The organism is Microcoleus sp. PH2017_09_SFU_O_A (assembly GCF_020738625.1).
Classification (GTDB): Bacteria; Cyanobacteriota; Cyanobacteriia; order Cyanobacteriales; family Microcoleaceae; genus Microcoleus.
In genome coordinates this window covers 1-20505 of sequence record NZ_JAEQCF010000003.1, presented here as the reverse complement: position 1 = coordinate 20505, position 20505 = coordinate 1, and the positions used below count along the sequence as shown (strand labels likewise).

Sequence of the window (20505 nt, the reverse complement as noted above, 5' to 3'; positions counted from 1 at the left end):
AATCCGCCACATCTTAGGATTTAGAGAAAGATGAGCGGAAATTAGAACTCTTGGTGTTGAGGCCAATCTGAAACTATTAGCTCACAAACCATGAAAATTTAATGGGGGTGGAGGGACTTGAACCCACACGACCGTTTCGGGTCAACGGATTTTAAGTCCGTAGCGTCTACCATTCCGCCACACCCCCTTTCGTGAAGCTGCTGCTGTGGTTTTGACCCACTGACAACAACAGCCTTTTATTCTACACGCAAAACCCTAAATAGCGCAACCCCTAATTGAAAAATTCTCAAAAGTCGCGCTGTATCTCCCCAAGCGGTACAATAGTTAACCAGCTAGCTGAGCGTGTCAACCGACTGACCCTGTTATTATTCCCTTAAAGCAAATCTATGTATATTACCTTGCTGCTTTACGCCGTCTTGGGAGGAGCTTACCTCCTGGTAGTACCCGCGGGCACCTACGCTTACCTGAACAGTCGCTGGTACGTGGCCTCCTCTTTTGAGCGTGGCTTCATGTACTTCTTGATGTTCTTCTTTTTCCCTGGTATGTTTCTCCTCGCTCCTTTTTTGAATTTTCGCCCCAAACGGCGGCAGATAGAAGCCTAAATGCGACGTATTGACGTAATTGGAATCAGTCTAGGCTTTTTTGTAGCGGGTGGGTTGGCCTACTTGGTGCTACAATTCGCCGGACTCGACAGCATGAATGCTGGGATTTGGAGTCAGTTATTTTTGATAGCTGGCTTGATTGGCTGGCTGGTGACTTATTTGTTTCGAGCGCTTACTCAAAAGATGACTTACAGTCAGCAACTGAAAGAGTACAAAGATGCTGTCTTGCAGAAGCAGCTCGATGAACTCACTCCTGAAGAGTTAGCCAAACTTCAAGCCGAAATTGAGCAGGAAAAAGATAGTTAGTCAGTGGTTAGTTGTCAGTTGTCAGTTGTCAGTTGTTAGTGGTTAGTTGTTAGTTGTCAGTTGTTATATCATGTCCGGTCGATCGACCGCGATTTTTGTAGGGGCCCGTGAGCCAACAATACCTGCCAATAATTGATAATCTCAAAAACCCGCCCCGACCGGGATATTATGGTTAATCAATCGGACATGATATTAGTTGTTATTAGCTAATACCAACTGCCAACAACCAACTGCCAAGAATCAACTGCCAAGAATCAACTGCCAAGAATCAACTGCCAAGAATCAACTGCCAAGAATCAACTGCCAACAACCAACTGCCAACTCCCTAATGACTATTTCTCATTGTTTTGAAACGTTGCGAAAAAGCAACCAGTGTGGATTAATTCCTTTTATTACTGCTGGCGATCCAGATTTGGAGACAACGGCTAAAGCGCTACAAGTTTTGGATGATAACGGTGCAGATGCGATCGAGCTTGGCGTACCTTATTCCGATCCCCTAGCTGACGGGCCGGTGATTCAAGCTGCTGCTACGAGGGCGCTACAGCGGGGAACGCGGTTAGATTCGGTACTGGAAATGGTAGCGAGAGTTAGTCCGAATTTGCGATCGCCCATCATTCTCTTCGCATACTACAACCCGATTTTGTACCGAGGTATCGAAACCTTCTTGCAGGAAATCAAAAGTGCTGGAGTTCAGGGATTGCTTGTACCAGACTTGCCCTTAGAAGAAGCTGACAGCCTCATCCAACCTGCCAACAAATTAGGGATTGAACTCACCTTATTAGTTGCTCCCACAAGTCCCAAAAGTCGCATAGAAGCGATCGCTCGCGCGTCTCAAGGATTTATTTACTTAGTCAGCGTGATGGGGGTGACAGGAGTGCGGGAAGGCTTAGATACGCGAGCAAAAGAGTTGCTGCAAGAAATCCGCAGCATCACCGACAAACCCATCGGCGTCGGCTTTGGTATCTCGAAACCCGAACACGCCCGTCAAGTCAAAGAATGGGGTGCAGATGCTGCGATTGTTGGTAGTGCTTTTGTCAAACGCTTGGCCCAAGGAACTCCAGAAGAGGGTTTAGAGGCGATCGGCGAATTCTGCAAGAGTCTAAAAACAGCTATTCAAAATGATTAGTAACTGTGCAGATACTTTCCGCCATTAGACAGATGTGGGCGATCGGCACGTGCGGCGACAATTGCCATTAAAGACCTTGTTGTACTTGAGATCGTACACCCATTTCCTTCTGGTTCCTGACCGGAAGGTTTTTTTACCTCCCAAAGCGCAAAACAGTTCAACTACAGTAGTCCTGTCCCGATCGCCGCTATATGTATACATGACTCGCTCTTCGGTGATAGCACTCTTCAACAGTTGACAGTTGACAGTTGACAGTTGACAGTTTGAGAGCGACCTCTACCCTTAAGTCCGAGGATTGGAGTAATGAATAGTCTGATTTTAATTTTCCCCTCAAAGGGAGAGGCTTTAAACTAATTATTTCTGGTAAAAAATGCTTTTTACTATCATTTAGCTCTCATTCCTGCTCTCGCGACTATAACTAAAGCTTTTGTTATTGCTTCTAGTATGACTTAAGGAATGTTACTTCAGATAGATGAAAAACTTCTGTTTGTCTTCGTATATTTAAAAAAGTGTTTGAGTGCTTAATGTTTGTAATGGTAGCCACCTACAGAACCACCAGGCATTTAAACATATTCCAAAAAATAAGTCACCATAGAAAGGAGCATTTTTATGAACAGACTAACTGCATTTCTGAAAAAAATTCGAGCTGTACAAATTTTAACAGTGTTTCTCGTCGGCATTTTAGTATTTGTGAGCACTGCCTGCAAGGGATCTGATGTCATAGCCGGAAAAACTGCCGACCAAATTAGAAAAGAAGTGCCTTCAGAGGCTGTAACTTCCGTATACAAAGGCGGCCAGAATCAATACAGCGATGACGATCCCAGAAACCCAATGGTTAAAGGAGTAGAAGCACAAGCTAAGCTTCTTAAAGAGGAAGCCCAGCGCCGCATCGAAACCAAATCTAGTAGCAATGTGCGTGAAAATATCCGGCGGGTAGCAGATGACGCGCCGAACAAACTCGACCAAATTGGCGAGAAGATGAATGACAATGTTCGTACCGCTCAGCAGAAAGCTGATGAGTTTGGTGACAAAACAAAACAAGGCTTTGCTAATCTTAAGGAAAATACTCGCGAAGGCTTGAAGGGAGCAAAAGGGATTGTTAAAGAAGCCACCGAGGGAGCAAAAGAAAGAGCTGCTGAGGGTACTGAGTCGCTGAGATATAATGTCAGCGAAGGCAAAGAAAATGTCAAAGATGCAGCGGGAAATGTAAAATACAGCGCTGAAGATGCCTCGGACAAGGTTCGCGCGAAAGTAAATCGAGATATTGACAGAACTCAACGAGCTGCTGAAAGAGCGGTAGACGCGATCGACTAATTTGAAATAAAGCTATTTCCCGATCTCAAAGCAGCAGTCAGACAGAGTTTTTAACCTACCTCTGTCTGACTGCATTTTATTATTCTAGTCTGTTTTAACCCAATACGGTTTACTTAAGATGGTCCGAAGAGAGGCACGTTAGCTTTCGCGATCCGAAGGAAAGCAATCTCCGTATCTATTGTTCATAGGGTTTTACCCCCAGGGTGTTCTTAAGTAAACGGTATTGGGCTTTAAGTTTTAACCCAAGACGCTTGCAAGAATATGTAACAGTATGTAAACAGGCTTAAGTCAGCCAGTAGAAAGCATTTGGACACTTTACAATCGTTTACATAGTTGTGTTTTAAAGCGCCGACTTACTTAGAGCCAAGTCGATCAAACCATATGAAAAATAGACACTCTTGTTTGCTTTCCTTCGGATCGCTGCGCTAACGTGCCTCTCTTCGGACAATCTTAACCTCAAGAAAGGCTGGTTTCAGCAGAATGAAACATGAAATAGCCCTGGAACTAATGACTGTTGACTAATAACTAATAACTAATATAGCCTTTCTCAAAAAGATGAGGTATGGCTGACAGCTTACATAACCGCTTAAATCAAGAGGGCTGAAGCCCAACAACGTACCTCGTCTTTGTGAGAACCGCTATAACAACTAACAACTGTCAACTGTCAACTGTCAACTGTCAACTGTCAACTGACAATTACCATTCATCGTTTCGCTTGTTGCTGTGGGTTTCCCAATCGTCGCCTGGGTGCTGATACAAGGGTTCGGGTTCCAATTCTGCTGACATTTCTAATTCTGGTTCCGATTCTTCTTGCTGGTAGATGTTTAGAGGTTCGACAACGCGGGCGATCGCATCTTTGACAAAAGCTTTGACAAATTCGTCTTTCCGATTTAACTGAAACTGCCTTTGCACGACTTCGGCGATGCCGCCGTCACCCCAATCTTGGTCGTGTCGGAAATATTCAATAAAACTTTTCCCGGCAATTCTGGTTAAATAAGCGGCGCTGACTGCTTGAATTGCTTTGCCAAGTACAAATCCGGCTACACTTAACTGCAACGCCCTTGAGACTACTTGAATTACGCCTTCAACTATTCCTAAGCTGGCTAGGGTTTTGGCGAGAGACAGGGCTAGTTCTTTGGCGCGATCGATATTTAATTCGCAGCCGTAAATCTTGGCAATTTCTACTACCATTTGAGCGTTAACTGCTGCTGTCGCTAACAAATCTACAACTGGCAAAGGCGTAACGGCAATTACTCCGGCTCCGATCCACTGAAAGCGCTCTACTACTTTATCAGCAGCGCGCCGTCTTTGAGCGTCAATTAATTTGCGTGCTTGGTCTCCCAAATGCTGAGATTGTAGCAAAATGTTGTCCGCAATTAAGTCTTCGCCTTCGGCTCGCAAAATTGCTGCGATTCGCCGAATTAATGGCATCATATCGGGGTCTGGCTGAAATATTGTCCCGCTTTCTAGTACAACTTTTTGCGGGTTGGCGCTAATTGCAACTACATCCATTGCTGATATTAAACCTTTAACTCGCTGTCGCAGTCGATCGAGAATTTCGTCTCTGTCGTTGTCGGGATAAAGGTCTACTTTATTAAAAACCACGATCGACCTTTTGCCAATTTGGGCCAAAGTCCGCAGCGGTTCATACTCAGATTTGCGTAAATCGCCGTCCAACACAAATAAGATCAAATCAGCCCGGGCCGCCAACTGCCGCGCCAATTCCTCTCTGTAAGTCCCCGCTACTCCCGCTTCCAAGATGCCTGGGGTATCAGTAATTGCTAATTCTCGATCGACTCCTTTCAATTTCAGAGTGTAAGTTTCTCCAACTTCGGTAGTTCCCATTGGCGCCCCCACCTGTCCGGCCATCCGCCCCACCAGCGCATTTACAGCCGAAGTTTTGCCCGCAGAACCGGTACCGAAAACAACGATCCGAACATTGCCGCGGGCCATGCTAGCTTCTATTTCGCGGGCTCTCAACAGCAAAGCTTGCCGTGCTACTTCATCTTGAATGCGATCGACTTGCTGCCTGATTGCTTTGAGATTTTCCGAAGCAGCTTCGCTTTTGACAACAGGAATCTTCGGATCTATCGCCCGTTTTCCCTTAACTTTTCCCGGACGTTGCAGCAGCCTAAAATAATAAAACAGCGCAAAAATTAGCGTTGCTAAAAGTACCACGATCAGGAAAATTAGCAAATTAGCCAGCAGCGGAGAAGCAGACAACGCAACTTGACTGTAAAGCCCAGTTAAGGAACTCACCAGCCCAATAATCAACCCCAGGGTGAGGCAGAAAGCGGCAATTAATGTTAGCAGGCGCGGCAAAGGCATGGGGCAGGGGCAAGTAAAAGGGTTATATTTTGATTTTTACATTTTCGCCAGAACTCGGAACTGTTGAAGCGCCCGATCGTACTGCTGCGCGCGTAAATTCCGATTCGGCTTGTCCTTCGGGTTCCATGCAGTGTGGGTTTGAGTGCCAGCGGATGCAACTAAAACATGGCGATCGCGCCCGAGGCTGCAATTGTAGCTTAGCAGACAATTTATTGTTCCACTCACCCGCCCGAACGCCTTTGTCGGTTTACTGATACCTACCTACCTATTTATTCGATCGCGAGTTGAACTATATAGTTTTTTAAACAAATATATCTTAAGTACCTAGAAACACGGTTTATTAACGTCATACCAGTTGCCAAAAAGAATGCAACTGATTTTCCAGTTTTCCAAATCCTTACGGAATCAGTCATTCCCAATTTTTCAATCTAACATCTAAAATCGTAATCGTATAAGTGCATCCTAAAATATCCGATAACGGAAACGATAAACCAAGTTGCTAGTGCAGGATAAGAACGAGCGTCCTAATAAAAAAAAAATAGTATGATGAGTGAAAATACCCAATTCAAAACTATTTTCGGTAATCTTGAAAAACAGGCTTTGCTATAATTCACAGTTGAGCAACCACTGTACGGAGCGAAAATTATGGGACTCTTTGACCAAATTTTGAGTGCGATCGACAATCCCAACCAACAAGCAAGTCCCAATCAGTTGGGCAACATTCTGGGTGCGGTAGAGCAGTTGAGCGGCAACCACGGCGTCGATGCGGGTACGACTCAGCTAGCGATGTCGGTTTTGGGTGGATACGTGCGATCGGCATTGCAAGACGTGCGATCGCAATCTGGAGACGTACAAGCTCAAGAAGTTGTCAACCAATTTAGCGGCACAAATCCCAATGCACAAGCGGTACAGAGTTTGTTCGGAGGTGGCCAACTGACGCAAATAGTGACCGATATCGCCCAAAGAACCGGCTTGAATAACGAAACAGTGCAAGGGATGATCCCTGTTTTACTGCCCTTGGTACTCAATTTGCTGCAAAGCGGCGGCAACGCCCAAAATCCAGCCCAGGGCGCAAATCCCGTTTTGAATGCGTTTTTAGATGGAGATGGAGACGGCGACGTAGATATTACTGACGCCATGTCGATGGCTAGCCGCTTTTTGAATCAGGGCTAATTACCTGAAAATTCGGGGAGAGAAATTGACGTTTGTAGTGAGGACTTCAGTCCTCATTAAAATCTAATTATGCAGGTGCGCGGCGCGCACCTTACCGCCTTAACGCTCTTATGAAAATAGTCCGAACCCTCGGCTAACGGCATTTCCCAGGCGATCGCACAATGAAGCAGTTGGCAAACTATTTCCTTGCTGTTCCCATTTTTCCACGAGTTGGCGGCCCAGGGGCGTGAGGCGAAAACTATCGGTAATCCCTTGTCCATCTACTTCGCGCCGCAACACGCCGACTTGAATCAGCCACAGCAGCGAGTTTTCGGCTGCGAGTTCGGATACGGGCGATCGGGTGTAGCCACTTTCGACACCTGCATTTGAGGCGATCGCGCTTAGGAAAACACTGTTATCGCGGATGGTCTGGAAGAAGTGTAATTGAAAAGGAGCACACCGGATCGCGCGATCGGCTCTTTTGACAGTGCGGCTGGGATAACTAATAGATTTAAACGCTTCGGATGGGATAAAAGTCATTGATTTGGCTCAGCATAGGTAGTATATTTTTATGATTACCTATTTAGAGTCAGCAAAGTAGAGTTCTGAAAAATCTACCCACAACTGAGCGGTTGAAGTTACGGGTGTTGGGGATGGGCGATCGCCCATCCCCAACACTCCCAAATCCCAAAAAGCAATTCCTAGGTCTTCTAACTATTAGCTGTTGATTAATTCTTCTATGGTCTGTTCAAATTTATCACATTCTTCTACTAACTTAGTGACTACCCTGGCAAAATAAGTGACATCTATTAAACTCATCTCCGCGTTATGAATGATTGAAAAAGTTTGTTTGCCACCGATAGTTTCTATCCCCCAAAATCCCAGTTTATAAGTAGCATTTTGCGTGAGGAGTAACGTAGATAAACGATGGGGTATATCATCTTCATCGTCGAATTTTAAACCACTCGGGCAAGAAAACTCCAAGGTCGAATCGTACTTGACAATGAATAAAGTTTGCGTGCTGCCAGAGTCCATATTAAACTTAATTGTCGCTATTCTATTGTCAATACTAGAAATATTCCAGCCAATATCTCGGCAATACCCCTCGATTGTAGATCGAAATTTAAACGAAGAAAATATATCTTTGTCAATAGCCATAGTTTCATCTCCTGAATTAATCGGTTTACTCGTAGCTAATACCGTCCATTCTCGTCCTGTACAAACCTCGCACTCAGAAGGCTTCATCAGTGAAACAACTTGATGCCCACAACTTTTACAACGGTAGGTTTTTTTCATGGTTCAAAAAATTTATAATTTAGATTTCATATTGATACTTAGCTTATTTTTCCCATCCTTCGGTGGAACACCATTATTATAAAGCTTTTTGATCTGTTGATGGACTTGATTGATATCAGGTCTTTCTTTAGAGCTTAAACCTAACATCTCTTTTATTAGTTTACCTACTTCTGCATCGAGGGGATTTTCCTTGTTAATCATAGTTCCGCGCAATTTGGTTTTAGTTGTAATAGACGGCAATTCAAGTTTTTTTCCATCCAAAACAGCTTCGTGAGCATAAGTATAGCTTCCTGATAAAATCGGACGACTACCTGTCCAGTATTGACAGAAAATCAAACCTAGAGAAAAAATATCAGATTTTTTAGTGGGTGCTGGCGTTTCTCCACCTGTGGCAATATGTTTAGCAAATTCAGGGGAATAATATACCGGATCGCCTACTAAAAATTCGGCCGCAATTGATTCTCCTTCAAGAATACTGCTATCAAAATCAATAATTTTGGCTACTTGTCTTCCTTCCCATTCTTTAATCAACACATTGTCTGGTTTCAAATCAAGATGGACAATACCATTTGAGTGCAAAATTTTCAGCGCCCCTGCTGCGGTTAACATCACAAATAAACGCTTTTTTGTCTCTAGTTTATGTATTTCATTTGATAAAGAGCTAGTATCGACTTTTTGACAGACTTTGAAGAAATGTTCGCCATAGTCATCGCCATATTTAAAAAAGTCCACCATGACTACGACTGAACCCCCCGCACCACAAGCCGATAGTGCATTTTGAATTGCTAGTTGTTTTATAGCAAATTTCTCACACTGATCGCGCCGTTTTTGTTTCCCTTTTTCGCTCCCAGGTGCATTTTCGCCTGGATAAACTGGACTGAGGAATTTTTTGACAAAGTATTCGTTTCCATCGCACACCGCAAAACCCCATTGACATTGACCACCGTTGGCGCTATCAAATTCACGGGTTACTAGATATTTTCCAGCAATAACATCACCTTTTTTATAAGACATAGGTTATAAAGATCTCCTGTCATAGTATCTATTCTGAATATCTTTATATTTTTTTCGCGCTCTTGGTTCGCTTTTACACCTAACTCCAGAAGAGTATGACGTATCATAGATATCGATTGCTTTTTGAATACTATTCCATGCTGCGCTTAATTGTCCTGTAATTTCTTGTAAAACCGCCATAAAATAATAAGGATAAGCTTTTTTGTGGGAGGGTAAATTGCTGGCTAGATGCTGACAAAACTGAATTGCTAAATTAGCTGCCTCGTCTTTATTAACTATTGACCTTAGAGATGTAACGAACATTTCTAAGTGTTCTTCCCAATCGTCAATTTTTTCCGCACCCACACATCTAAAAGATTCTTGATAAGAGTCAACTGCATTATCCCATTGATATAAATTATAGTAGATACGCCCTAGAGATTGTAAAGATTCTATGATTTTTTCTCCTCGGCTTTTTCTAACTTCTTTAAAAAAGAATATTGATTTGTTAAAGTACACCAATTTTTGAGAATTATTTGTTTGAAAAAAAGCTAATTTAGTGTAAATCCACCCTAAAATGTATTGACATTCACTGTGATGATCGTCAATCTTTAAAATCTGATTGCATAACTCTTCAGCTTCTTTTAACTGATTATTTTCATCACAAAAACAAGATTTAGCCCGATCCAACAAACTTTGAATTTCTTCAGCCTTAGCTGCTGCTCTCTGTCTAGATGACTCAGTAATTTCTTGGAATGGGTCAGTTGTACTCAAATTTGAGGTTGTTGAAATGGCTACGGAGGATTTATCTTCTGAAAATGACGGTTTCAAATTAGCTGATGGCTCAATATATTGAATAAATTGGAAATAATATTCATAATCAATTCGATATTTTTCCCACAAGCTTTGTAATTCATCATAGCGAGTATTAGCAGTAGGAGTAAAAAAAACTTTTTGAAAATATTCCCAACGTTGTTTATAAGCATTCCTCAAAGACTTGACAGTATGAAAACCAACTGGATATAAAATTAAAGAAACATCATCTTGCTTGATCTCTGTGTATCTCTGATAGATTAATTCTTGCCAATTATTTGTATCCTTTGTATCCCCTTTTGACTGATCGCAAGTGTCGAGTAACAATCTTTCAAATTCCCAAGGGGCAGAAAAATACTGGAAACAGCCGTCAGTACAAGCTAAAAAACAGCCACTTTCTTCGATTCTATAATGCTGAAAATGAATTTGCCATCTCGGATTTATATCAGCGGTTAAATATTGAGACATGGGTGGATCTTGTCTCAGCATTTCTAACGCATCTTTGGGAGTGACTAGATCATCTTTCGTTAATTGTTGTAAACCTTTAGTTGGGCTAAGAAAATAAATTCGCGAATCTCCCATCCAAGCTAAGTCAGCTTCAAAAATTTTTTCTTGTCCCTGTTGCTTGAGAATGCTAGCCAGGGCGATCGTCGTACATAGTTTATGTTCCACTAAAGAACCTTTTAGCCGAGATGAAGTTCTCGGCATATGAATATCGGCTTTACTTTTTAATGATTGGCAAATTTGCTGTTGCAGTTGAAGGGTATGTTCAGGGGTTATTTTACCATGCCACTGTTTGAAGAATGTTTGGCTAATTTGAGATGCTATTTCTGAAGCAATGCGCCCCCCTGTTTTACCATCGTAACCAGCAGATCGACCTCCTAAACCGTCAAACACGCCCATCAAAAAAGTTTCTAAAAAATCTTCGGCTAAGTTAGCATCTTCGCCTTTGGCTTCGGCAACTTCTAGATTTACTACTAAATTCAATTTAGTCATAGCCATAACTTAAGTCCTTATTTGATATTCTAGGTTAGTCTAAAAATTCAAGTCAAACATTTAGTTTTAGGTGTAGGGTGCGTCAGAAAGTCAAGCTATTGGTTTAACCATTAACTTAAAAATCTGACGCACACTACGTCTAATTAACAAACCTGCTTATACGCTATTGGCGATCGCATCTAAAATTTGATCCATGTCTACTTCTTCTAATCCCTTACCAGATTCCGAAACATAATGAATCGTATTTTCCCAGCTACTCATAATTGTCCAAGGCTCAGCATCAGGTGCAAAAAGTAATAAACGCTTGGCTGATTTTGGTATTTCGTGCCAGTAATCGGTCAAGTCATCAAATGTTTTTGGTATATTATTTGGATAATGGCTAGGTTTTGAAGTTTTGTCTAAACTATGAGCGCTAGCATCGGTGTAAACAATTACCACATATCGTTGCCTGCTAAAGTCTCCTTTTTCCCACTTGGAATTAAGTGCTAACCCAACAGCTTCTAAACCATTTTCTGGTTCATCCCCGCCACCATAAGCTTCTATTGGTGAGACAAAATTAGCAAAATCTGAGGACTGCGTTCTCAAGTCAAAAAACTCGGAACATTGCATTACCTTATCGGCTGGGTCTGCCCAATAATCGCGAAAAACAATTACCCTAGCTCTCAGTTGATCTATTTTTTTACTCTTTTCTTTCATCTTAGCTTCTAGCTGCTCGTAAAACTTCAGAGCGGCGGACTTCACTTCTTCAATCAAATGACCCATTGAACCTGTGCCGTCAATACACATCACCAAGTCCACTGCATACTTAACACCTTGACCATCAACCATAAACTTTTACCTCTGGTTTTACTTACTTATTTTGAACTTTGTCTGAGCGAAATAAATTATTTTAAAAAATATAATTCACTCACTCTATTCCTAAATCTTCAATTTTGAAATTTCGTTGAACGTTACCCGCTGGTAGGATCTTGGTAATTTCTGATTTTTCCATCCTTTTTACTTCTTCATAATCTTCCATAGCTTCATAAGAAAAGAAAAACTCGTCTTCGTGGGAAGATATCACCGTTCCAATGCGCTGCCTATCTGTGCCATTAAAATGTTTTTGCAGTCTTGTCTTAATACAACTTCCTCGTGTTCCTTTGGCTCTTCCTACATAAGCAGTATCAATTTGTCCATCAAAATCATGGTATATTGCATAGATGCCACATAGACCAGATGAAATCGAGCGAAGATTAGCTTCAGTCATTTTTTGGGGCATTGACATATTGAAGTGCCTTGTTTAAAACAAAATCATAGAATTCACTATACATAGTTTGACAAGCGAACACAAGCTTAGAATGTCTTATTTTATCTTGTGTTTTTTCTAAAAATCAAACCAAAATTAACAAAAATTAATAGAATGTCTTAAAATATACTATAATTGCTAAAAATTTACTGTGGGTACATTTTATGAATGTTACAGAAGTTTTACAATGTGCAGATCAGTTGGTATTCACTAAGACGGGAAAATATTTAGATGATGTTCAAAAGGCTGTAATTACAGGGGTTTACCAGGGAAAGACCTATGATGAAATTGCTGATGATTGTAAGCGTAGTGAAAGTCGTGTTAGAAATGTTGGGCGTCAGCTATGGCAAATTTTATCTAAACAGTTAGGGGAAGATGTTAATAAGCATAATTTTCGCTCTACCTTCCAAAGATTACATATCCAATCATCTCAAAATCAAAAGATTTGTCATGTAAATGGTAGTAATCACAACTTTAATTTTAATCCACAAATTTTATATAATACAAACAAAGACAATCAAGAGAATATAACTAAGAATCAATCTAAATCTCTGTATCACGATTTAACCCTAGCCCCTAAAATCACCAGCTTTTACGATCGCACAACCGAACTTCAAACCCTATCCCATTGGCTAACTCATCAAAATACTCGTCTAATCTCAGTTTTAGGCTTAAGCGGAATCGGTAAAACTACCCTAGTTAAACAGTTTGTCGATCTCAATTTACAACAATTTGATGTAGTTGTCTGGAAAAACCTCAAACTATCTCAATCTTTAGATGGCATTATTACTGAAATTTTAACAGGTGTTAATCATGATTCTGTTCAACCTGACAATAAGTTAACTCAACTTTTTAATGTTTTACGTCAGAAAAAATGTTTAATTATTCTTGATGATATCCAAGAATTATTTATAAAGGGAGACTGGGCAGGACAATTCAAAACGGAATATAAAAATTACCAAAACTTGTTTACAATGATGACAGAGATTGAACATCAAAGCAGTTTGATCTTAATTAGTCAGGAACAATGTCAAGAAATGATTTGCTTGGATGAGGAGTTATATCCTATTAAGTGCTTAGAGTTAGAAGGAGTAGAGAGTAGGTCAATCATGAAAAACTGGGGATTAAAGGATGATGAAACTTGGGCGCAACTTATAAAGTTATATGAAGGTAATCCCGTTTATTTAAAAGATATTGTCAGCTTAATTAAAAATATTTTTGGGGGCAAAGTCGCTGATTTCTTAAACGAAGATAGTTTAATTGTCACTAAAGACATGAAATCTCGGTTGACTAAATTATTCAAGCGACTATCACCCAGAGAACAAGAGATTGTTTTACAATTAAGTAAATTTGAGCAACCTGTGTCAAGAGAAGATTTAAGACAAAGTTTATCTCTCTCATCAATGGACTTAATGAATGGGTTAGAATCATTGCGTCAACGTTATTTAGTCAAAAGAATAGAAGGAGAGCAAGTATTGTTTGATTTATCTCTTGTTGTTCGAGAATATGTTAGAACTTGTTGCCAAAATTAATTAAGTCAGGACTTACCCACTTCTACCAAAGAAACCGGGTTTTTTACCAAATCTGCGGGTTGTAACTCAGTATTTTCGTCAAAAAACCCGGTTTCTGGGCCCCCTGCGTAAGTCCTGTAAGTCTAATTATTTTAGGCATAAACTTTTCTTAGTTCATAAGTATCTGAAGCTTCCGCATATTCTAAAGTAAGAAACTCGTGCAATTCATTAATAGCAAGAGTATTGAAATAAATATTTGATTCAGCTTCATAAACTTCTGAAAATGACTCGATCGCCTGTTTGAGTTTGTCGATAGACTGTTCGGGAGTATTTCCTTGTCCAACCAATCCATTCTCCAAACACAATGCCACCCAATACTTGGCACTCTTTCGGATAATAACAGTGTAAAAATCTATCATATTTTACTTACTTCATCAAGTTTGATAGCGTCAGTATATTCGGAGTCCACGCCCACAATCTAACACAATATCGCCCGTCAGTCAAGGCACAAAATTACCCATCAAAACTATTCCGAAAGGTAGATTTTACATTTTGGTCACTCAATTCCGAATCTAAATTTAAGAGATTGACAACAACAGCCCACAATCAACTAAAATATCTTTATCAATCGCAAGGTCAACAAAACTATGACATTACCAGTTGGGTGCGCGGCTCCTCAATTCACCGCCAAAGACACAAACGGCAAAACCGTCTCCCTCTCCGACTTTACGGGTAAAACCGTAATCTTGTATTTCTACCCCAAAGATGACACCCCCGGTTGCACCAGACAAGCTCAAAGCTTCAAAGCAGCCCATGAAGAATACAAGGGCAAAGACATTGTAGTTCTCGGTGTCAGCCGCGACAACGAAGAATCGCACCAAAAGTTCACGGAGAAGTACGGTTTGCCTTTCCAGCTATTAGCAGATGTTGATGGTGCTATTACCAAAGCTTACGATGTTGAGAAAGGTGATTATGCCAAGCGCGTTACTTTTGTTATCGACGGTACTGGCAAAATTATTCAGGTTTATGAAGGGGAAACGATGAAAGTTGACTCTCACGCTCAAGATATTCTGGTCACCATAGTTTAGCCGCCGTTAGTCTAACATTCCTGAACGCACTAAAGGGCTAAAAATCCGGTTTCTTCCGAGATATCTCGTTGCTACACGCAATTTTCTCGTAGAAACCGGATTTTTTTGTAATACCATTTCCACCAAAAATTGCTACAGAATAAATTTTGTGTTTGTTTATCAAACTATTGCGGATATGTGAAATACGCACTCCGACAAAGAAACCGGGTTTTTTCCCAAATTTGCGAATCACAGCAAAGTATTATCGCAAAAACCCGGTTTCTGGCAACCCGTGCGTAAGTCTAAAGAAACCGGGTTTTTTCCCAAATTTGCGAATCACAGCAAAGTATTATCGCAAAAACCCGGTTTCTGGCAACCCGTGCGTAAGTCTTAGGATCGCAAATTAAATAATTTACACTCTTGAAAGTGGGATGGGCGTCCCGCCCGTCCCGGAAGGACGGGCGGGACGCCCATTCCACAAGAACAATAAAGATTGTAAGTTATTTAATTCTCATTCCTTATAAAAATTTTTCGTCGCGACACACCCTACGACTAAAATTCCTCAATCTAAAATCCCTCAATCTAAAATCTCAAATGAGCTAAGTGAGGGGTCAAAGGTATAGGGGGTAATAACCTACTTCCATTAAATTTTTTCTCGCAAAAATTGCGCCACAAATTCTCTCAACCAGCGGTATATTCGCGTCAGGTGCGCGATCGCTAGCTGGACTGTTAGATTTCTGGTAAAAATCTCGCCAACAATAAAAAATTCATGCTTTAAAACGCATTAACTGCCCCTAGATTCAGTCCAGGAGCGATTTTGTCCGGGATCGGATCGTTGTGTTTGATAAAATGAGAAGTTATCCTTGCTGTAGCTGAATAATTAAGTAGGTAGGCGGATACATAATGACAAGCACCAAGACTATTTTGAGTTATTTAGGCCCACAAGAAGTTGAGGCTAATCGAGCCTCTGTCTTAGTTGGCAGTTTTGATAAAAATCAAGTGGCGGCAATCTCAGCAGCAGAAGGCTCAAATTCCCTGAAGGCCGGGATAAATTTATCGACAGGCATTTGGAACATTAGTTTAGAGAAAGGATTCGATAGCGCCGGTACTCGCACGGTGCAGGTGAAGGCAACTGATAAAACAGGCAAAGTTATCGGCGAACAAACAATTAACATCAAAGTTAATCCTGCTTCTAACACACCCGATCGCTCTTTCACGTTAATTACGCTCCAAGATACCCAATTAAAAGCCGGAACAGTGCCTTCTGGCAGTCTTAACTCCCAGCAAAAAGCGGAAATACCCGCAGGTAAAAGTTATCAAATTAGCAGCTACGAGTTAGAAGACGAACACCTGAATGTTGAACTCAATAATCCAATTTCTCCGGTAGGAAAATCCGGCTTTTTTTACGAAAAGCACGCAGTCATCACTAAAGGCTCAAAAATCCTGATCTTCGATCGCGCCGATCTACCTACCCCGCCCCCTGGAATGCAGTTGCTGTGGGTGAACAAAAAAACCTGGTTAAAGCGCAACCCCGCAGATTCGACTATTTTAAGCCCGACTCAGAAAGTGCGATTTGACCAGGGGGAAACTTTCAATATCTTCGGCTACGCTTGCGTGGAAAGTCATTTTCGAGTCACTCTCGATCGCCCAATTCCCAACTTCGGCAATTCGGGATTTATGTACTCGCAACACGTCCAGATTTTGCAAGACGGCAAGGGGATTGCCTGTAACAGAAATGCAGTTACCATGACTGTTGTCAAAACTACTGTGTTGAAAAAACGGCCGGTGGATGCTGTCAAGCTGCAACTGCCAGAAAAAATTACTTTGCCGGCGGGAATGATTTACGGAATTTCCGGATTCTCGATCGAACAAGGTCATATTAAAGTCTCGCTGACTGAAAATTTGCCGCCCTTTGGCAATACGGGTTTTGTTTATCCAGATTTCGTGCAATTTGCCAAAGGTGGCAAATCTTTCAATCCGGCGCCGAATTTAACTTATCAAGGCCCGACGGAGGTTTTGGTCAATCAGTCGATCGCACTTTCAGGCACTTTTGACAAACAAGAAGCAGCAAAAGTTGAGGTAATAGCCGAGGATAAATATCCGCTAACCGTCACACTCAACCAACAAGCAAGCACTTGGCAAGTGAATTTGCCCAAAGGATTTAGCGTGCCCGGAGCTCGCTGGCTGAGATTGCGTGCAACTGACAGCAAAGGTAACATTACCGCCAGCCAAATAATTTATATTACCGTAAGTTCAGATCCGCTGACCGTCGGAAAAGATTTGAGCTTAAAGATAGTTTCCGACACTTGGTTTAAGGTAGCCCCGGTTGATGGTTCCCGCCTCAACAACCAGCAAAAAGTTCTTGTCAAAGCAGGTCAGACTTTGGCACTTAGCAAGTACGGATTTATTGACGGACATCTCAAGGTGGTTCTGGATTCGACAATTTCGCCGATCGGCACTTTTGGCTATTTTTACGAACCAGACGTTCAGCTTGCCAAAGGTACAAAAGTCCTGAAATTCGACCTAGCAGACGTACCCAATAGCAACGGGAATGCTCAACTGTTGGTAACTCAAACAACTCTGATTAAAGGTCAACCAAAAGAATCATCGAAACTCCCTGCAAACCAAATTGCTGAACTAACTTTAGGCAGCACCTACGCCATCACTGGTTATGCCTGCATTTTGGGGCATTTCCGAGTAACTTTCGCCGAAGCTATTCCCGGTTTTGGCAATGTGGGATTTATCTATTGGCAATCTGTTCAAATCAAGAAAAACGGCAAAGAAGTTCCCTTTGACCCGGATGCTTTGACAATGACAATGCTGCAACCAACTGTGTTTAAAAAACGCCCTGTAGATGCTGCCAAGCTGACGGCTACCGAGAGAACTACACTGCCTTTAGGTCGAGTTTACGGTGTGGAAAGCTACGGTTTGGAAACCGATCACCTGAAAGTTTCTCTGACTGAAGAGCTGCAAAATTTCGGCAATACAGGTTATGTTTTTCCAAGTTTTGTTCAGTTCAAGCGGGGAGATAAAATTTTCGATCCGGTTCCGAACAATGTGGAATTGAACGTGCCGTATTTTTCACAGCGGGACAATCCGCGTTTTGACTGGTCTACTTGCAACGTAACTGCGATCGCCATGGTGCTGTATTATTACGGCGTTCGTTCTAAGTATGGGGGACAGTTGGAGGATGAGTTGTTGCAGTGGTGTTTCGACTATGCCGGCCAGGGTTCTCAAACCGATCACAACGTGCTTTCGGCGCTGATTAAGGCTTACGGGTTTAAGACGAGTTTTAGTGCGACTCGGAAATGGGCTGACGTGCGATCGGAATTGCTGAATCGGCGGCCGATAGTTTTAGCGGGAGATTTTACGGCGGCGGGTCACATTATCACTTTAATTGGCTACAATTCTGAGGGTTATATCGTGCAAGATCCGTGGGGAGATGCACTCACGGGTTACAGAGATACTGAGGGAAGAAAGTTGATGTATCCGTATGGCTATATCAATCAAGTAGCCGGGCCTGATGGGAATGTTTGGGCGCATTTTATCTCGCGCTAAGCTTTTTAGGAACGGGCCGGAGAGCCCGTTCAATAGGTATGTAGTTGCGCTTGGGCGCTCTTAGCATTGAGGTATGTAGTTGCGCTTCAGCGCTCTTGGCATTGAGGTACGTAGTTGCGCTTCAGCGCTCTTGGCATTGAGGTATGTAGTTGCGCTTCAGCGCTCTTGGCATTGAGGTACGTAGTTGCGCTTCAGCGCTCTTGGCATTGAGGTACGTAGTTGCGCTTCAGCGCTCTTGGCATTGAGGTATGTAGTTGCGCTTCAGCGCTCTTGGCGTTGCTGAACTTGAGTATGAATTTACTTTTTTTACGATCGATAAAAACACAATAGGTATGTAATTGAGCTTTTTGGTAGAACTTAATTCATACCGTCAATCAGCCACATCGCGCTCTTTCATATACCAAGCCAAAGAGCGCTGAAGCGCAACCGTTGAGCTTTTTGGTAGAACTTAATTCATACCGTCAATCAGCCACGCCGCGCTCTTTCATATACCAAGCCAAAGAGCGCTGAAGCGCAACTACATACCTTACTCGTTGCGCTTTTTGGTAGAACTTAATTCATACCGTCAATCAGCCACGCCGCGCTCTTTCATATACCAACGTTGAGCTTTTTGGTAGAACTTAATTCATACCGTCAATCAGCCACGCCGCGCTCTTTCATATACCAAGCCAAAGAGCGCTGAAGCGCAACTACATACCGTAAATGTTATAGTCGAATGGGCCAGAGAGCCAGTTCGCCAGAATGCTGCGATCGCCTCAAGCAACCTTGCGCTTGATTTTGCGTTTCGCCGCACCCATACCTAAAAAGCTCAATCCTACTAAAGTACCGAACCATGTAGAAGGTTCGGGTACGGCCTCAAATTCTCCTTTAATGGCGATCGCATCATTAGCGCACTCAGCAAACAAATTAGCAACATAACTGCCAGAAGGCATAGCAGATTTATCGAAACTGAATCCGATGGTTTGAGAACCTACTGCATTAAACTGCGAGAAATCAAGACCCATGGCGCTCAAAGTTGCTGAAGTTAAAGCAGAGATTTCTCCTACTTTTGTACCCGAAGCAATTGAATTGAGAACGGTATTTTCTCCTGTTTGTTGAAAATACGGGTCTGTAGCAGCTAAATCACCGATTGACGAGGTTCCACCTCCCGATCGAACATGAGTATTGTATCCGGTTAGATTAGAAAATCCATCGTTCGCTTGAGTAACGCTTTTCGCTGTAACATTGCTATAAATGCCTGTTGTCGCTACACCTGAGTCATTGCCGTCGGCAAAGCGAATGCCAAATAAGCTGCGATTTGCATTAGCTGTGTTGAAGTTTTGACCGGAAAAATTGAAAAACAAATCGCCGTAGTTGATGTTGCCTCGGAGAACGTTGCTGCGTGCATATCCAGCTAAACTGAGATTGGAGTTGATGGCGATGAAAGCCGTGTCTGATGTTTCTTTGATGGCGATGCCGTAAAATTCAAACTCGCCGCCGCCGACTCTACCATCTGTCACGCCGTCGTTGAAGGAGTCGATCGCATAATTCCAGCCGTTAGATAGCGTTGCTGCTGTAGCCTTTGGTTGCTGTAATCCAATAATTGCAAGGAAGACAGCCACCGAGTAAGTCCAGCGAAAACTGTTTTTTGTAATGGAATTCATAAAAAGCTCCCTGATGAATGTGTGTTAAATTATCAATTTTGTCGATCGACTATTTTGATTTTCAGTAAATCACACATTTCAGTATATTTTATTAAAGTTTTGGTGAAGATTTTGTCAGTAATTACGTAATATCACTGAGATTAGTCAAAAAAACTAACCAATACCCGTAACTAAAGAATCAACTCTCGCCACAACCAGCACAGCAGAGCCCAGGGACTTTAAACCTTATTTTTCGGTGAGAGGCGATGGCTAACGCCTCGGCTGTCGCCTACGCAGGTTTTAACAACAGTCAAGCAAATTCCTGCAATATATCACATTGCGTTAACAGCAGGCATCGCCGTTTTCTTCTAACTCGGGCGGTAGTTTCTGCACTTGAAGCGCTGCATGAATCGATCGAATTTTTCCCGACTGCTTCATAAAACTTACCCAAACTTAACTAAAGCCATCTTTAGCTACAATGAAAGAGTTCACTTCCTGCGCTATTGAGTGGTCGGCCATCCCAAGGTAAGCAAGCT

Annotated in this window: 18 protein-coding genes and 1 tRNA gene; 8 read left to right on the top strand and 11 right to left on the bottom strand. The window is 42.1% G+C overall.

Features of this window, described 5'->3' with window-relative positions:
- Positions 1 to 102: 102 nt before the first annotated feature.
- Positions 103 to 187, bottom strand: a tRNA-Leu gene (locus JGK16_RS01415).
- Positions 188 to 386: 199 nt separating this feature from the next.
- Between JGK16_RS01415 and ndhL the strand changes: the two genes are divergently transcribed.
- From ndhL to JGK16_RS01395, 4 genes are all read left to right on the top strand, one after another.
- Positions 387 to 602 (top strand): NAD(P)H-quinone oxidoreductase subunit L, encoded by a 216-nt coding sequence (ndhL, locus tag JGK16_RS01410; protein ID WP_293153127.1) that lies wholly within the window; start codon positions 387 to 389, stop codon positions 600 to 602.
- A complete protein-coding gene (locus tag JGK16_RS01405) occupies positions 603 to 908 on the top strand; it encodes a DUF3007 family protein (protein ID WP_293186520.1) in 306 nt (101 codons plus the stop codon). It abuts the gene before it with no gap.
- Between the two features lie 328 nt (positions 909 to 1236).
- Positions 1237 to 2034 carry a tryptophan synthase subunit alpha gene (trpA, locus tag JGK16_RS01400; protein ID WP_293153118.1) on the top strand — a complete coding sequence of 266 codons (798 nt, stop codon included), beginning with the start codon at positions 1237 to 1239 and terminating at the stop codon, positions 2032 to 2034.
- A gap of 609 nt (positions 2035 to 2643) precedes the next feature.
- Positions 2644 to 3348 (top strand): DUF6658 family protein, encoded by a 705-nt coding sequence (locus JGK16_RS01395; protein ID WP_293193492.1) that lies wholly within the window; start codon positions 2644 to 2646, stop codon positions 3346 to 3348.
- A gap of 696 nt (positions 3349 to 4044) precedes the next feature.
- On the opposite strand, the gene JGK16_RS01390 is transcribed toward JGK16_RS01395, so the two are convergent.
- Positions 4045 to 5676 (bottom strand): GTP-binding protein, encoded by a 1632-nt coding sequence (locus tag JGK16_RS01390; RefSeq protein ID WP_293193491.1) that lies wholly within the window; start codon positions 5674 to 5676, stop codon positions 4045 to 4047.
- Positions 5677 to 5698: 22 nt separating this feature from the next.
- A complete protein-coding gene (locus JGK16_RS01385) occupies positions 5699 to 5884 on the bottom strand; it encodes a hypothetical protein (protein ID WP_293202699.1) in 186 nt (61 codons plus the stop codon).
- A 437-nt stretch (positions 5885 to 6321) separates the two neighbouring features.
- Between JGK16_RS01385 and JGK16_RS01380 the strand changes: the two genes are divergently transcribed.
- Entirely contained in the window at positions 6322 to 6849 is a 528-nt protein-coding gene (locus JGK16_RS01380) for a DUF937 domain-containing protein (protein WP_293193490.1), read from the top strand.
- Between the two features lie 108 nt (positions 6850 to 6957).
- Here the strand turns inward: JGK16_RS01380 and JGK16_RS01375 are convergent, their stop codons facing one another.
- The 6 genes from JGK16_RS01375 to JGK16_RS01350 all read right to left on the bottom strand — a co-directional run bounded on the left by JGK16_RS01375 (position 6958) and on the right by JGK16_RS01350 (position 12190).
- Positions 6958 to 7368: an Npun_F0494 family protein gene (locus JGK16_RS01375; RefSeq protein ID WP_293193489.1), complete on the bottom strand. Its 411-nt coding sequence runs from the start codon at positions 7366 to 7368 to the stop codon at positions 6958 to 6960.
- Positions 7369 to 7545: 177 nt separating this feature from the next.
- The gene (locus tag JGK16_RS01370; protein ID WP_293193488.1) at positions 7546 to 8124 is read right to left on the bottom strand and encodes a hypothetical protein; all 579 of its coding nucleotides are present in this window, start codon (positions 8122 to 8124) and stop codon (positions 7546 to 7548) included.
- Between the two features lie 12 nt (positions 8125 to 8136).
- A complete protein-coding gene (locus JGK16_RS01365; RefSeq protein ID WP_293193487.1) occupies positions 8137 to 9138 on the bottom strand; it encodes a protein kinase in 1002 nt (333 codons plus the stop codon).
- A 3-nt stretch (positions 9139 to 9141) separates the two neighbouring features.
- Positions 9142 to 10932, bottom strand: coding sequence for a protein phosphatase 2C domain-containing protein (locus JGK16_RS01360; RefSeq protein ID WP_293202698.1), 1791 nt, complete (start codon positions 10930 to 10932; stop codon positions 9142 to 9144).
- Positions 10933 to 11082: 150 nt separating this feature from the next.
- Positions 11083 to 11754: a VWA domain-containing protein gene (locus tag JGK16_RS01355; protein WP_293193485.1), complete on the bottom strand. Its 672-nt coding sequence runs from the start codon at positions 11752 to 11754 to the stop codon at positions 11083 to 11085.
- 79 nt (positions 11755 to 11833) lie between these two features.
- Positions 11834 to 12190 (bottom strand): hypothetical protein, encoded by a 357-nt coding sequence (locus JGK16_RS01350; protein ID WP_293202697.1) that lies wholly within the window; start codon positions 12188 to 12190, stop codon positions 11834 to 11836.
- A gap of 185 nt (positions 12191 to 12375) precedes the next feature.
- On the opposite strand from JGK16_RS01350, the gene JGK16_RS01345 reads away from it, so the two are divergent.
- Positions 12376 to 13743, top strand: coding sequence for an NB-ARC domain-containing protein (locus tag JGK16_RS01345; RefSeq protein WP_293193483.1), 1368 nt, complete (start codon positions 12376 to 12378; stop codon positions 13741 to 13743).
- Between the two features lie 131 nt (positions 13744 to 13874).
- Here JGK16_RS01345 and JGK16_RS01340 read toward each other — a convergent pair whose 3' ends face one another.
- Entirely contained in the window at positions 13875 to 14141 is a 267-nt protein-coding gene (locus tag JGK16_RS01340) for a hypothetical protein (RefSeq protein ID WP_293193482.1), read from the bottom strand.
- Between the two features lie 228 nt (positions 14142 to 14369).
- Between JGK16_RS01340 and JGK16_RS01335 the strand changes: the two genes are divergently transcribed.
- Positions 14370 to 14810, top strand: coding sequence for a peroxiredoxin (locus JGK16_RS01335; protein ID WP_293157736.1), 441 nt, complete (start codon positions 14370 to 14372; stop codon positions 14808 to 14810).
- Between the two features lie 882 nt (positions 14811 to 15692).
- Positions 15693 to 18347: a C39 family peptidase gene (locus tag JGK16_RS01330; RefSeq protein WP_293193481.1), complete on the top strand. Its 2655-nt coding sequence runs from the start codon at positions 15693 to 15695 to the stop codon at positions 18345 to 18347.
- Between the two features lie 755 nt (positions 18348 to 19102).
- On the opposite strand, the gene JGK16_RS01325 is transcribed toward JGK16_RS01330, so the two are convergent.
- The gene (locus tag JGK16_RS01325) at positions 19103 to 19990 is read right to left on the bottom strand and encodes a PEP-CTERM sorting domain-containing protein (RefSeq protein ID WP_293194029.1); all 888 of its coding nucleotides are present in this window, start codon (positions 19988 to 19990) and stop codon (positions 19103 to 19105) included.
- Between the last annotated feature and the right edge of the window lie 515 nt (positions 19991 to 20505).

Coding starts and splice junctions, on each gene's coding strand:
- ndhL (WP_293153127.1), top strand. CDS start 387: ATGTATATTACCTTGCTGCTTTACGCCGTCTTGGGAGGAGCTTACCTC.
- JGK16_RS01405 (WP_293186520.1), top strand. CDS start 603: ATGCGACGTATTGACGTAATTGGAATCAGTCTAGGCTTTTTTGTAGCG.
- trpA (WP_293153118.1), top strand. CDS start 1,237: ATGACTATTTCTCATTGTTTTGAAACGTTGCGAAAAAGCAACCAGTGT.
- JGK16_RS01395 (WP_293193492.1), top strand. CDS start 2,644: ATGAACAGACTAACTGCATTTCTGAAAAAAATTCGAGCTGTACAAATT.
- JGK16_RS01390 (WP_293193491.1), bottom strand. CDS start 5,676: ATGCCTTTGCCGCGCCTGCTAACATTAATTGCCGCTTTCTGCCTCACC.
- JGK16_RS01380 (WP_293193490.1), top strand. CDS start 6,322: ATGGGACTCTTTGACCAAATTTTGAGTGCGATCGACAATCCCAACCAA.
- JGK16_RS01375 (WP_293193489.1), bottom strand. CDS start 7,368: ATGACTTTTATCCCATCCGAAGCGTTTAAATCTATTAGTTATCCCAGC.
- JGK16_RS01370 (WP_293193488.1), bottom strand. CDS start 8,124: ATGAAAAAAACCTACCGTTGTAAAAGTTGTGGGCATCAAGTTGTTTCA.
- JGK16_RS01365 (WP_293193487.1), bottom strand. CDS start 9,138: ATGTCTTATAAAAAAGGTGATGTTATTGCTGGAAAATATCTAGTAACC.
- JGK16_RS01360 (WP_293202698.1), bottom strand. CDS start 10,932: ATGGCTATGACTAAATTGAATTTAGTAGTAAATCTAGAAGTTGCCGAA.
- JGK16_RS01355 (WP_293193485.1), bottom strand. CDS start 11,754: ATGGTTGATGGTCAAGGTGTTAAGTATGCAGTGGACTTGGTGATGTGT.
- JGK16_RS01350 (WP_293202697.1), bottom strand. CDS start 12,190: ATGTCAATGCCCCAAAAAATGACTGAAGCTAATCTTCGCTCGATTTCA.
- JGK16_RS01345 (WP_293193483.1), top strand. CDS start 12,376: ATGAATGTTACAGAAGTTTTACAATGTGCAGATCAGTTGGTATTCACT.
- JGK16_RS01340 (WP_293193482.1), bottom strand. CDS start 14,141: ATGATAGATTTTTACACTGTTATTATCCGAAAGAGTGCCAAGTATTGG.
- JGK16_RS01335 (WP_293157736.1), top strand. CDS start 14,370: ATGACATTACCAGTTGGGTGCGCGGCTCCTCAATTCACCGCCAAAGAC.
- JGK16_RS01330 (WP_293193481.1), top strand. CDS start 15,693: ATGACAAGCACCAAGACTATTTTGAGTTATTTAGGCCCACAAGAAGTT.
- JGK16_RS01325 (WP_293194029.1), bottom strand. CDS start 19,990: ATGAATTCCATTACAAAAAACAGTTTTCGCTGGACTTACTCGGTGGCT.